9 protein-coding genes and 1 pseudogene are annotated in these 15,046 nt (G+C 32.4%); 1 reads left to right on the top strand and 9 read right to left on the bottom strand.

Annotation, left to right across the window (positions count from 1 at the left end):
* Positions 1–345: 345 nt before the first annotated feature.
* From KA894_RS09080 to KA894_RS09040, 9 genes and pseudogenes are all read right to left on the bottom strand, one after another.
* Positions 346–1,890 (bottom strand): BCCT family transporter, encoded by a 1,545-nt coding sequence (locus KA894_RS09080; RefSeq protein WP_119487714.1) that lies wholly within the window; start codon positions 1,888–1,890, stop codon positions 346–348.
* A gap of 286 nt (positions 1,891–2,176) precedes the next feature.
* Positions 2,177–2,710: a methylated-DNA--[protein]-cysteine S-methyltransferase gene (locus KA894_RS09075; RefSeq protein ID WP_119487713.1), complete on the bottom strand. Its 534-nt coding sequence runs from the start codon at positions 2,708–2,710 to the stop codon at positions 2,177–2,179.
* Positions 2,711–2,997: 287 nt separating this feature from the next.
* Complete coding sequence (locus tag KA894_RS09070) at positions 2,998–4,380, bottom strand: MFS transporter (protein WP_103372687.1); 1,383 nt, start codon at positions 4,378–4,380, stop codon at positions 2,998–3,000.
* 219 nt (positions 4,381–4,599) lie between these two features.
* Positions 4,600–5,292 (bottom strand): alpha/beta hydrolase, encoded by a 693-nt coding sequence (locus tag KA894_RS09065; protein ID WP_119487712.1) that lies wholly within the window; start codon positions 5,290–5,292, stop codon positions 4,600–4,602.
* Between the two features lie 47 nt (positions 5,293–5,339).
* On the bottom strand, positions 5,340–5,804 hold the full coding sequence (locus tag KA894_RS09060; RefSeq protein WP_119487711.1) for a hypothetical protein: 465 nt from the start codon (positions 5,802–5,804) through the stop codon (positions 5,340–5,342).
* A 348-nt stretch (positions 5,805–6,152) separates the two neighbouring features.
* Positions 6,153–7,328 (bottom strand): annotated as a pseudogene (locus tag KA894_RS09055) (M20 family metallopeptidase).
* A gap of 78 nt (positions 7,329–7,406) precedes the next feature.
* Complete coding sequence (locus KA894_RS09050) at positions 7,407–8,804, bottom strand: MFS transporter (RefSeq protein ID WP_096808373.1); 1,398 nt, start codon at positions 8,802–8,804, stop codon at positions 7,407–7,409.
* 443 nt (positions 8,805–9,247) lie between these two features.
* Positions 9,248–11,530: a transcriptional regulator AryK gene (aryK, locus tag KA894_RS09045; protein ID WP_119487709.1), complete on the bottom strand. Its 2,283-nt coding sequence runs from the start codon at positions 11,528–11,530 to the stop codon at positions 9,248–9,250.
* A 227-nt stretch (positions 11,531–11,757) separates the two neighbouring features.
* Positions 11,758–14,298, bottom strand: a complete 2,541-nt coding sequence (locus tag KA894_RS09040) for an MMPL family transporter (protein WP_119487708.1) — start codon at positions 14,296–14,298, stop codon at positions 11,758–11,760.
* A 148-nt stretch (positions 14,299–14,446) separates the two neighbouring features.
* On the opposite strand from KA894_RS09040, the gene KA894_RS09035 reads away from it, so the two are divergent.
* Complete coding sequence (locus KA894_RS09035) at positions 14,447–15,001, top strand: TetR/AcrR family transcriptional regulator (protein ID WP_096808370.1); 555 nt, start codon at positions 14,447–14,449, stop codon at positions 14,999–15,001.
* Positions 15,002–15,046: the final 45 nt, after the last annotated feature.

Raw genomic sequence — 15,046 nt, 5'->3', positions numbered from 1 at the left:
AAGGTGCATTATTATATTTAACATTTGTCGCTTATCAATCTATATACTTGCCTAGATGCCGTTTTCCTATCCTTTAAATTTAACGCTAAATATGACCATCACGCTCATAACCTAAATTTAAACATGTATGAATATAGTCTCTCAATTATTTTATATTTTAGTAATATATTTATCTCTATTGAAAGTTTTAGAAATGAACAAGTACACTGAAATATCTAAAATGATTAATATCACAATATTTCTATATAAAAATATTAAAAAGGATGGTTTTTACGTTATTTTTAGTAAAAACCATCCTTTTTTCTAATGTAACTGAGCTATACCTGTCCAATTCTTAGTAATTATTTAATCACGATCTTGGCTTTGGATATGTCTTTTTGGTTGTAAAGATAAGCCTAAATGTTTACGTTCTTTATTACCATCTTTGTATAAAGATATCATCATTAATATCACTACAAAACTGAAAGGTAAAGCAGAGATAATGGCTGCAGATTGTAATGCGTCTAACCCAGTATCTCCACCAGCAAGTAAGAGTACGTAAGCAATAGCTGCCAATGCAATGCCCCATACAATTTTTATAAAACCTGAAGGATTTAATGTGCCATAGGCTGTTTGCATGCCTAACACAAAAGTTGCTGAATCCGCAGATGTAATAAAAAATGAAGCAATTAAGGCTAGTGCGATAATTGATAGAATAAAACCGAACGGTAATTCATTAAAAATACCAAACAATTGCGTCTCGGGGGGCATTTTAAATATTTCATTATGAGATTGGCCAGTATCTATACCAGTCATACCGAATGCACTAAACCAGATAATACTAACCACTACTGGCACACCTAAAACTGCAATCACAAATTCACGAATACTACGCCCTTTTGAGATTCTCGCGATAAAAATACCAACGAATGGACTCCAACTCATCCACCAGCCCCAATAATAAATTGTCCAGCTTTGGAGCCACTCCGCTTTTTGCTCATTTAACGGTGCGACATCTAGACTATTAAAAATAAGTGAATTGAGATAATCCCCCGTGCCACTGGTCATCATATTTAATATAAGTACTGTAGGACCTACGATAAAAATAACAATAAGTAATAATGCTGCTAAAAACATATTTAAATTACTTAAATATTGAATGCCTTTACTCAAGCCGCTCCAGGCACTATATAAAAATAATACTGTAACTACAGCGATAATAATACCTTGAACTACAGCGTTATTCGGCACACCGAACAAATAATTCAAGCCACCGTTTATTTGTATTGCGCCAACACCTAAAGAAACTGCTACCCCTATGATCGTGGCAAATACAGCTAACACATCAACAATAACACCGATGGGACCATCTACTCTATCTCCAAGCACTGGTCTTAATGTCCTTGAAATTAATCCATTTTCTCCTTTACGAAATTGTGAATATGCTAAACCTAACGCAACTACGCCATAGACTGCCCACGGGTGAAAGCCATAGTCAATAAATGATGACCTAAAGGCTTGTGCCATTGCTTCCTTTGTTTCTGGATCTGCAGTCGGTGGAGATAGAAAGTGTGATATCGGTTCAGATGAACCATAGAATACGAGACCGATACCCATACCAGCGCTAAACAACATTGCTAACCAAGACACTGTATGAAATTCTGGTTTGTCTGTTGGTTTACCTAATTTCAACTTCCCAATCGGGCTAAACAACAAAAACACACAGAAACCTAAAATCACTGTGTATAACAACATATAATACCAACCAAATGTTTTCGTTACCCAAGTAGATATAACACCTGTAATTTCTCCAAATTTAGCTGGAAAAATAGCACCAATTATTACTAATATACCAACTACTAGTGCTGAATAAATAAACACACTAGAAAATGATTTTCTTGTATTTTCCAAATTTTCCACCCCTCTAGTATAAATAGGAAAGACGTTTTTTAGGATAACACAATGAGATTAATAAGCAACTTGGTGCTAAAATAATTTTTTATTTTTTAAAAATATAATTTTTTAAATAAAAAATGAAAGTGAATAGCATTTCTAGCTTTGGCTTTATCTTAATATCTAGTTACGCTAGCTCGACACTGATGAAATTGCATATATATACAATAATCTAACTTTCATATTTCTATGTTTTATACTTAATTGTTCTGAGCATAGAAAGCTACGCTATTTTGTGCGTCATTTATGGCTTAGTGCTATGTTTGGGTCTATAAAGTGGCTTCATATTGACTTGTTCAAGTTGTAATAGCTCAATTTTCGTATCGATGCCGCCTCCATAACCTGTAAGACTGCCATCTTTACCAACTACTCTATGGCAAGGGATCATTATAGAAATTGGATTGGTACCGACAGCACCGCCAACTGCTTGTGAAGACATTTTTTGTTTATTTCTTTTAATTGCTATTTTTTTCGCAATATCGCCATAAGTCACTGTTACGCCATATGGAATGTCTAATAAAATCTCCCAAACTTGTTCTCTAAATTCCGACCCTGTAGCTTTTAATTCAAAATCAATTTTGGGATTATTTCCTGCGAAATATGCATCAATCCATGTAATTGCTTTTGTAAATATGGGCAATTTTGCTTCTGTTAAAGGTTCATTATAATTTAATTCAAAATCGTTATGCTTAGGCAACCATAAACCTGTAATCGCCTCTCCATCTGAAGTAATTGCTATTTGACCGATTGGCGATTCATAATATGTTTTGTATTGCATAGAACCCCCCCCTTTCTCGTATATATTTGTATTAATCATAATCCTTTTAATTTTCTATGTAAAATTATGAAATGTAATTTAGTTTTATAACGTAAAAAATTAAATAAAGCGAGATAGAAATCTAATTAAAAGAATTAAATCTCTATCTCGCCCCTAACCAAAATGATTTGGGTAGTTAAAAGCTGGTATAAACATATGCCTAACGCATGCTTTCATATGTCGTTTATATAAAACTAGATCTTTTGTTTATATTCCAGAAACAGCTGGTAATTATACGTTAGCCATATTTAGTTTATTTTCCGTGTTGGTATTACAATCGCACTCGTTAGCACGCCGCATAATACTAGACAAGTACCCACAATAAAACCAATACCAGCAGCGCTGTGCACGCTTTGGCCACTCTCAATGATCCCAGTAAAAATAGAAGTCATAATCGCAATACCAAAGGCACCACCTAATGTAGAACCCATTTTAAAAATACCTGATGCCACGCCAACTTTTTCAGGAGGCGTCGTAGATACTGCTGTACTTAATGCCGGTGTAGCAAATAATCCTGTGCCCCCACCAAAGAATACGGCACCAATTAATGCAATCACCACGTAAACAGGTGTATCAAAAAACGTTAAGCTGAATAACAGAACACCTAATCCTGTAAATATCGGGCCAATAACCATTGCACGCTTTGCGCCAAATCGTTTAATACTTTTTTCTCCTAAACGTATAATAAGCAATAATGAAATTAAATACGGCAACGTCAGTAAGCCAGCTTGGAAAGCTGTTAGCTTTAACCCACCTTGCACATACATATTAAATAGTGCAATAACGCCAACCCCAGTATTTAATAAAAAGTTAGCTATGACTGCGCCAATATACGGTCTATTTTTAAATAAATCTAAATCTATAAATGGCGCTTTTTTGACACGTTCTACTTTGAAAAATATGTAAATACAAATTACAAATACAACAAATAAAATCACTGTTATAGCGTTAAGCCACCCTATTTTGTAACCTTGGGTTATTACAAAACTAATACTGCCAATCATTATAATAAAAATGGCTAAACCGATATAATCAAACGGATTAGATTCAGCTTTATTTATACGACTTTCTGGTAATTTATTCAATAAAAACAACGCTACGATTGATAATATAATTGATAATATAAAAATCGATTGCCAAAATATAAATGTAGCCATGGCTCCAGCAAAAAATGACGATAGTCCAGTGCCACCAAATGCGCCAATTGACCAAAAACTCAATGCTTTCTGCCTATCGTCTCCTTCGAAGAAATCATTTACAATTGAAATTGTTGCCGGCATAATAATCGCTGCCGAGAAACCTTGTACAATCCTACCGAGTAAAAGTAGTACAACGTTTCCTGAAACAATAAGCATAAGTGAGCCAATAATACTTAATACTAACGCTATCCTAGTCATTCTTACTTTTCCAAACTTATCTGAAATATTCCCTGCAACCACCATAAACACGCCGGTAACAAATGAAGTTAAACTCACTGAAATGTTTACGATATCTGGGCTCGCATCAAATGTCGTTTGGATCTTAGGCCCGATATTTAAAAAAGATTGGGCAAACAGCCAGTAAGTTAATATAGATAATACAATACCAGTCAATAACTTACTACCTGAAACCTTATTCGTTTTCACTGTCATAAAAACATCCCCTATGTTTTAAAATAATAATTACTTTGAACTTACTTATTAGGAATTTTATAGATGCATCATTATAAAGCAAATTATTCAATTTATAAAATCCATATAGTCCAAATTTTACCATTATTTTGTACAAAGGTCAGATTTTTATCGTTACTATTACGAATTTTCTGATAATTTTAGCCTTAAAGACTTAATTTCTTCTTAAAATTGACAAAATCAAAATAATTTTTTGATTGCTCTTGCAAAATACTTTTTAAAATAAGACATTTCATGGTTACCTCTTTTATTTGTCTCATAATAAAATGAAGCATTTTCCGAAATCATTAATTCGTTTAATATATCTACACCTAATTCTGTCTGAGTGAACATTTCTTGTTTTATGCTAATGTGTTGTCGTCCCTCTTGTTCACCCACATACCAATAGATACGCTTATCTTGTTTTATAATTTCTTGTTGTTTCATAAATTCAACAAATCTTGGATACCATATCGATGGAGATATCAATATATAATAGCCAAATGTTTCTGGATCTTTCAATAATGTATATAAAGTAAATAACCCACCTAAAGAAACGCCGCCAATCCCAATATCTTTATGTTCTTGTGATATATTAAAACATTTTCTTAAATAAGGGATCAATTGCTCTATTATCCACTTTTTATAAGTATCTGCCCCTCCATCATAATTGACGCCGTCTACTACTGCATGCCATGGTGTAAGTTCAAGTTTTCTATCATTCGGAACCAAGTCTGCAAATATCACATCTGCTTCAACGTCTTTAAATAATGCATAACCTTCTTGTACTAGCATAAGCGGATATGGATGATGACGCCTTTCGTCATAGCCTTTCGGTAGCTTCACTAGGATATCGTGTTGTTGAAAATGAATTTTAACTGTTTTCGTATTCATTTTAATCACTGCTTTCTTAACAGACCACAGAAATACAACATGGGTCATTATACAAAATTGAATAATTTTATATTATTATTTTTGGCGTATTCTAAAGCTAATATTTCTAAAATATTAATGAATGCTCTATTTTCTTTAACTTTAATATACTGAAATTTAAAATCTTTTTCTACTGCTTTAATATGTTTCAGTTCTGAATCATCTAATTCATGTTGTTCGATATAAGTTTTTCTAAATTTTGCAGTTCCAGTATCTGAAGCTAAATTAAATTGCCCTAATTTATCATATAAATCTTTTTGCGTTAATTTATAACCAGTCATAAATCCACCGGCTTGCCCAACAAAAATAGGTGTTTTGTTTTCAAAGATTACAAAAACGCCCTTTTGGTCTCTAACTTTACTTCGCTTATCATTATCAAATGTTAAAGCCTTAGAATGATCATATTTAAATAATTTTTTTAATTGCTTATTATAGTCTTCTAACAAGTCATTTATTTTTTTCTCGCCATTCAATGCAATCATCCCCTTCTATTTTTCATTTTACATATACACTAAATAGAGATATATTAAACCTTCATTTTTAATTGTTAGTTTAAATTGCATTCAAATTTATTACAACCATTTATTTCTGTTCCACAATATATGAAAGTGCAAAATCCCATACTTATCTCAAAAAAAGAGTGAGAAAGCGGCCTATGTTTAGGTCATAGGTTCCATTTTCTCACTCTCATAAATATCAATAGATGTTTAATCATTTGATTCAAATACATTGCTTAACCAAATATCTGTCACTTTAGTCTTCCTTCTATAGTAACTCCATTTTTATAACTTTCATCATTCAATATTTAGCAGGTATTGCTTTTATTTCAAATAATTTAATACAGCAATGCCTACCGCTTCAGCAGAAACACGCATCGCTTTTTCACTAATATTAAATTTAGGGTGATGATGCGGGTGGATATCACCGTTTTCAGGTGAAGCACCTGCGTAGATAAATGTGCTAGGAATTGCTTTAGCATAATACGCAAAATCTTCAGATGGTGGTTGTGGCTCACATCTTTCAACATTGTTAATCGCATCTGTTTCTGCATTTTCTAATGTATCTACCACAAATTGAGTAAACTCAGGATCATTGTACAGTGCTGGATAATCATCGTGATAGTCTAATTCACATTCGACACCGAACATTGCTTCTAAACCTGCTGATAAACGGTTCACTTCTTTTTTAATTGTATTTTTGGTCTTATCAGTCAACGCACGTACATCGCCTTCTATTTCGATACTATCTTTAATAACATTAAATTGACCTTTACCATCAAATGAACCTATCGTTACGACCCCAGTTTCAAACGGGTTTAAACGTCTAGATACGATTGTTTGTATGGCATTTACAAAGTAAGCACCTGCTACGATACTGTCATTTGCTGTGTGTGGCGATGAACCATGGCCGCCTTGGCCATTCACTTTTAATTTAAAGAAGTCACGTCCAGTTTGTACGTTGCCCTCTCTGTAATATATATTGCCAGCAGGCATATGACTCATGACATGAACACCTAATACATGGTCGACGCCATCTAAGACACCGTCTTTAATCATTGCTTGCGCGCCACCAGGTGGCACTTCTTCAGCTGGCTGATGGATGACAACTACTTTGCCATTAAAGTCGTCTTTCATTTCGATTAACGTTTCTGCGAGTATTAACATGTATGCTGTATGTGCGTCATGTCCACATGCATGCATAACACCTTCATTTTTTGAAGCAAATGCTAATCCTGTATCTTCTTGAATTGGTAAAGCATCAAAATCAGCGCGAATTGCAATCGTCTTACCTGGTTTTCCACTGTCAATCGTAACTTTCAACCCGTTAGGACCCACATTTGTTTCGACTTTACAATCTTTTCCTTCATAAAATGATTCAATATATTTTGGCGTTTCTTTTTCGTGGAAAGAGAGCTAAGGATGTTGATGTAAATAACGACGTATTTCAATCATACGCGGTTCTTTTTCTTTCAATTTTTCAATTAAATGTTTCATCATGGTTATTCCTCCTATTGTAAATATATAATATCTAATTGCTATTATATACTTTTTAAACTAAAGCGTTGTATTTTAGAATTATGCTTTCATTTGCTTTTTAAAAGATGGTACTGTCAATAAAATAATAACAAATGATAAAAGTGCCATGATGACGTTCAGCCATAAGCCTGCCAATGCACCGATTTGCACGTTTGTTGCTGCCGTAACAACACCATATAATGCACCAGATAAAGCTATACCAAATGCGCCGCCTAATGAAGAAGCCATTTTATAAATACCTGAAGCTACCCCCACTTTATCTTCAGGCGAATTAGATATCGCCATATCTGTAGAAGGTGTTGCATAAAAACCTAAGCCTAAACCATATAATAAATAACCAATAATACATACAATGACATATAATACACTTGGTAAAAACGTTAATGAGATTAAAATAATACCTATCATATTAAAAGTAGTTCCTAATAACATAGGTTTTTTTGCACCTACTTTTTGTAACACTTTTTCACCAACTCTAATCATCAATAATACAGTTACTAAATATGTGATTGATAAAAGCCCTGTTTGAAACGCATTAAAACCTAATCCCTTTTGAACAAAAGTATTTGCCACTAATAAGGCACCGGCCACGCCGTTAAGTAAGAAATTCGACAACGTTGCGCCTGTATATGCTTTATTTTTAAATAATTTAAAGTCAATAAGTGGGTTACGTTTTTTATTTTCAATTTTTATAAAGTACATTGTAGTTAATACAAATACAATAATCAGACCCAATATTAAAGGTGAAACGATGCCGAATGTACCACTTTGTGTAATAACAATATTAATACTTAACATCATCACTACAAAAAGTATGAGGCCTGTAAAATCAAATTTTAAATCGGTTGTATTATCTGATTTTGTTTCCGGCGTCCCTTTTATAAGTAACATCGCCATCAAAGCAATAATTATTGATAAGATAAAAATCCATCGCCATCCAATAAATGTGGCCACCATGCCACCAAATAATGATGCCAATCCTGAACCGCCCCATGAGCCGATAGACCAGTAACTTAATGCACGTTGTCTATCTTTGCCTTCAAAATATGTTTTCATAATTGCTAATGTTGATGGCATAATTGCAGCTGCTGATAAACCTTGAATCACTCTCCCTAAAATGAGTAATACTGGTAAGTTGCTAATAATGATTAATAGTGAGCCAATAATACTCAACCATAATCCAATATAAGTTATTTTCACACGTCCTACTTTATCAGCAAGACTGCCAGCTCCAACCACAAACATCCCTGAGAATAATGCTGTAATACTTACAGCGATACTGATTGTGCCAATATTACTATCAAACGATTGTTGTAACGTTGGCACTACATTTAATAATGATTGTGCAAATAACCAAAAAGTAACGACGCCTAATACAATACCTAATATTAATTTATTGTCGCCTCTATACGTTTGCACGTTTCCCTGTTGAGTCATTTGTTCGTCCTCCTAAATTATTTTGTTAAATGACAAATAGGGAAGATTAGCTCGATTGAAAAATGTGCTTGTTTATCGACATTTTCAATAAATGATACTCGCTATCCTCTCTACAAAACATCATAACGAGTACCATTTTTGAAAAATATAGAATATTTGTGTTTCTAGTATCTAATATTTTCTACTTATTTTTTTCATTTAAAGAAGACAAAAATGTAATATATCTTTTTTGTCTTTTCATTGATAACTAAAAAAGAGAGAAACATAAAAATCATTACTTACAATAAATAAATTGATTTCTATGTTTCTCTACCTGATAAATGATTGCAGTTCCAATAAATATGCTAAAGCATTTTATATTAACGGTTGTTCTAGGATGCGTTTTAAATTGTAACCCGCTATTTATATATAACAGATGGTATTCAAACGTTTTATGAAGATGATTAAAAGTATTTTTTAAACTCAATGATTTGTATCGCGTTGGTTTGTAACTTTAAATGATAAGACACTGTATCTACTATATCCACTTCGCTAACGTCTAATTTAGGGTAAGATACTCTATTCACATAATTAATAGTTTCTTCATCCATACCATGACGCGTATTGTATTGCTGCCAAACTTGATAAAGTGCACCATTATTTTTGTCCAGAGTTAAGTGTTTAACTTTGTAAGTGCCTTTGTCTGCATTCAAAATATTGAGTTGATACTCTTTATGTAGCAAATAATCCGATTTCTCATTTATAGTGTAGTATGGGTTATAATGTTCTGCATCCCATACCACGATTTGAAATTGATCATTACACCCTAAAACTATACAGTCTTCATTCTTAAATAGCACTTGTTTAAATAATTTCTTAAAAAACATACTTGTAAAAAATGCTGGTCTTTTTCCATCAAATTGGTGATATAAATCGATACCATTCAGCTCTGATATCACATCATTTGCATTATATTGGTGATGTAATTCGTGATTTAACCAATAACCAATTGCATGGATACGATGATTCATATCAATGAGTTGTTCAAAAATAATACCTGCTCTAAAGTATTCTCCGTTAGTGAGGTGCGTGTTACCAGTTAAAGTATTCCAATTAAGAAGCACCACTGGTATATTTTTATCCTTCACTCCTAATAATCGTGTCATGGTATTATATTGTGCGATGATATGTCTTTTTGCTAAATCATACTGTTTACTTTCTATAGATTTAAAATTAATAATATCATTTTGGTTTGCGTTAAACGCTATACTATCAATATTTGTGCTTGCTTCTGACAGTAGTTTTTTAGCTGTCGCTAACGCATTCATATTATCCATATCAATATTAAGTACAATATGGGCGAACTCAAAATATTGCTTAAACAAAGTGATAACGTTTAATATTTTCTGCGTATGGTTACACTTAAGATAAACAACAAGTTTAAAACAATCTCTATTAGGAACCGTATTATAAATATGTTCTAATAAGCACTTTAATTCTTTTGTGTATTTTTCAAATTGTGAAGGCAACGTTGGCGGATGCATTTCGATACCTAACCCTATTTGATGCTCATATAGAAAATTTAAACATTCATCCACTTTCATATAAGGGTGCATATTGGGAATCATTTCGTCACTTTCAATCACATTACGATCAATATAACCTTTTAATATAGGGTCTTTAATTAAAACATGATCTAATCCTAAATCGTGTTGTACTTCTATTAATTGTTTTCTATATCTTTGAATGAGTAACGTGTCAAAGCTCCCAATTTGAATAACATGTTGGTAATGTGATAATTGTTGGCTTAGATTATTTTCTAATGTAATATCAATTACTTTTTGATTATCAGGAGATTGAATGATGGTTCCAAGCGTTTGTTGTATATATGAAGATAAATAATATAAATACCTTTGATAGTTTTCAAATTCTGTTGTTTTTTTTATTTTCGTTGGGTGATCTTCACTTTGATATCGGGTTCTATATTGTGATGGTGTTAGCCCAGTATTTGCTTTAAAATACTTTAATAACATAGTCGAGTTGCTAAAACCATTTTTTAAAGCAATTTGTGTGATTGATGCATTTGTATGAACCAAATCATTTTTACAATGTTCTGTTCTAATATGATTAATATAATGATTAAAACCAATGCTCATGTGTTTCGTAAATAGTTTCGAAAGATACGTCGTACTCAAATGAACTTTTTCGGCTATTTCACTTAATGTAATAGGTGTATTAAAATATTTTTCAATATATTTACATACAAATTCCAAACGTTCATCGTTAATGTCATTTTCAAGCGTTGCATTGTCATGTGTTGGTAAATAACGCACAATAATAAATATCAAATCAATTAATTGCTGTTCTAAATATAAGCGATAAAATTTCCCTTTTCTAATATAGACAATACCAATTTTAGCAATTGCATTAATAATTTGTTTATAAATCACACCTTGTAACGTTTGCTGATTTAAAATATACATTTTACCATTAAAGTCGTTAATATATTGTCGTAAATAAGCTTCCGCTAAATGAATACTGATATATAAAGCATCATCCTCTTCTATAAATTGATAACGTTCTCTATGATTAATAATAAATACATCACCTGCTTGAAAAGTCTGAAATTGACTCCCTCTTACAACTTTCAACGTACTTTTAAGCACTAATACCATACGTACGCCATCGTTAAAATTCACTACTGAATTACCACTGTCATTAAATTCTATATCGTAAAAGATTTCCATATCACACCTCTTTATTTAAATACATTTTAATAAAGTAAATATGAATTTTCATGTTCTTTTTTGATTTGTCAGTAATTAGACATAAAAAAAGAGCAATGCAGAAACCAAAATACGAATTGGTTTTCTACACTTGCTCTTTTAAAATTACGTTTAGTTTTTTCAGAAATGTTTGTAGCACATACCACATTCAAATTTTAACTGTATGCTCAAACTTTAAAAACTAATGTCTATTTATTTTTATTAATCGCTTTTTCAATTAACTCATTTAAATGACGAATATTTTCACTTTGTTGCGATAACAATTCAACAATTTGATCATCTGCATTGCCTTGTTTATTCACTTGCTTATTACGAGGTTTACGTGCTACAGATGATTGTATTTCACTTTCATCTTGTGACGCTAATAAATCTTTTTTGTATGATTTTAAAGCTTCATACAAGAATTCAGGTTGTGTTGTTTGTTGCGCAATTTCGTTATATAATACTTTCGTTTTGTGATCAACGATAACCGTATGATTGTCTTCTTTAGCGTAACTTGGTTGCTTCTGAATACTAAATGAACGATCATAATTATCATGATGTGTGGACTGATTTATATTGGCATAATTGCTTGAAGGCATCTCACTTTGTAAAGCGTGTCCTTCAATATCTACATGCGGCAATATTCGGTTTAACCACGCTGGCATATACCAAGAAGCTTTACCAAATAATTGCGTTAATGCAGGAATTAATAATAGACGAACAATAAAGGCATCGAATAATATACCAAAGGCCAATGATAGCCCCATAGATTTAATCATCACGTCGTCTTGGAAGACAAATGCGATAAACACACTAAACATGATAAGCGCTGCAGCAACTACAACTGGACCACTTTCTTTAATACCTACTTTAATTGAATGCTCATTATTTCTTGTCTTACTGTATTCTTCGTGGATACGAGACATTAAGAAGACTTCGTAGTCCATAGCTAGACCAAATAGTAGACCTATTGTGATAACTGGTAAAAATGCTAATAACGGGCCGGTCGTATCTACACCAAATAAGCCTGACATAAATCCTTTTTGCATTACTAAGGTTGTGAATCCTAATGTCGCTACTAAGGACAGCACAAAACCTAATACTGCTTTTAACGGGATGATAATAGAACGGAATACTACCATTAATAGAACAAACGCTAATGCCACAATCACACCAGCAAATAATGGTATAGCTTCATTTAATTTTTGGGACATATCAATATTGATAACACTTTGTCCAGAAACTTCTGTTTTGAAATTATATTTATCTCTAGCATCGTCATCATAATCTCTTAAATCATGAACTAAATCATTTGTGGATTGTGCATTTGGTCCTTTTTCTGGGATGATTGCTACTAATGCATAATCTTTACTGTCGCTTAATTGGGGTGGCGTCGCCATATCCACATGATCCATATCATTAATATCTTTAGTTAAGCTTTGTAAATCTTTTTGTAAATCTTCTGGATTATCATTTTGGTCTTTCACATTCACAAGCATTGCGATTTGACCATTAAATCCTTCACCAAATTTATCTGAAACAATGTCATATGCTTTTTTCTGAGTAGTATCTTCTGGTTTCATACCGTCATCTGGGATACCAAGACGCATGTCATTAATCGGTATAGCAGCTACAACTAATATAATCAAGCCAATAAGCACAGCTGCTAAAGGTTTACCAACAACAAATTTAGACCATTTTGTGTCCACATCTCCATCAAACTCTGATTTCGTTTGTTTAGGATGAATTTTTTTATGGAAAATGCTAATTAATGCTGGTAATAATGTTAATGCACTAACTACTGCTACGAACACACTAATCGCTGAAGCAAATCCCATGACAGCTAAGAAATCGATACCTACAAGAGATAAACCACAAACAGCAATAATAACTGTCACACCAGCGAAAATAACTGCACTACCTGCAGTACCCACTGCTAAACCAATTGCTTTAATATGATTAGGTTCGCTCTTCACGATTTGTCGATATCTAAATAAAATAAATAATGCGTAATCAATACCCACTGCTAAACCAATCATTACAGACAGTGTTAAAGTCACATTCGGGATATCAAATGCGTATGTCAATAATGAGATGATGCCTACACCTGTACCTAAACCAAGTAAAGCGCTAATGATTGGCATGCCTGCTGCAATAAACGATCCAAATGTAATCAATAGAACAACAAATGCAACAATAACACCAATTATTTCAGAAGCGCCACCAATTTCAGTAGATTCCATGCCTGTACCCATGAGCTCAACTTGTACATTGTGATCCTCTTCTAATTTTTCAACTTGGTCTTTAACTTCATCTTTAGAGTCTTGTTTTAACGATGTTGCTGAAACATCATAATTAATGTCAGCAAACGCTGTAGACTTGTCTTCACTAATTTGTTTATTATCATAAGGATCTGTAATATCTTTAATATCCTTATCATTATCTTTAATATCTTTCAATGTATCTTTGACATCTTTTGTCATATCTTGTTTTACGATGCCATTATCGGAGTCACTTTTAAACACAACTCGTATTTGAGCTTTTTCACTATCTTGCCCAAACTCATCTTCTATCTTGTTATTCGTATCTAGTGACTGTAACCCGTTCATAGTAATATCATTATCAAACTTCGGCGAACTTATTGTAAGCGGTATAATAATTGCTGCGAGAATAACAACCCAAGCAACTATACTCCACCATTTGTACTTAGCAACAAATGAACCTAGTTTGTATAAAAATTTTGCCAAACTATTGCCTCCTTATTTAAACAACGTTATAGTTTATACATATAGTGTAGATTATTTCTATTAGTATCGTACATCTCTTTACCCTGTTTCAAAAAGAATTAAATATGCATTTCTGTATATTTAAACTACAAATTAGGAGAATTGTAGAATGAATGAAAAAGATTTACGTGTTATTAAAACAAAACGCGCACTCTCTCAAAGTTTATATGAATTATTAGAAAAACAACCATTTTCAACCATTTCAGTTAACCAAATATGTAATGAAGCGTTAGTGCACCGTACAACATTTTATAAACATTTTTATGACAAATACGATTTACTTATTTATTTAACAACTGATTTAACACAAGATTATTTTTCTACAGATTTGAAAGAACGAATCAATAATCCTTTTACGATTTTAAACAAATCGATAACTGATATAGAAGAATTCAGTAAAATTAAAAGTAAGCAAGAAGACGATAAAGAATTTGAACGTACGCTTGAGAATCATTTTATTCGCGTATTGCAAAATGATATTAAAAAGAATGAACACCGGATATCAGTAGATAAAATTGTCCCGATAGATTTAGTTTTTTATGTTTACGGCACTACCCTTTACGCATTTATGGAATGGATTCGCGAACATGATATCAAACTACCTTCAGAAGAAATTGATAAACTATTTCATAAAATGATTAATATACAAGTTAATGACATATAAAAAATAGAGCAAGATAGCAATGCTATCTTGCTCTATTTTACATTA

This window comes from Staphylococcus sp. GDY8P131P (assembly GCF_017891975.1).
GTDB lineage: Bacteria > Bacillota > Bacilli > Staphylococcales > Staphylococcaceae > Staphylococcus > Staphylococcus nepalensis.
This window is presented reverse-complemented; position numbering and strand designations above follow the sequence as displayed.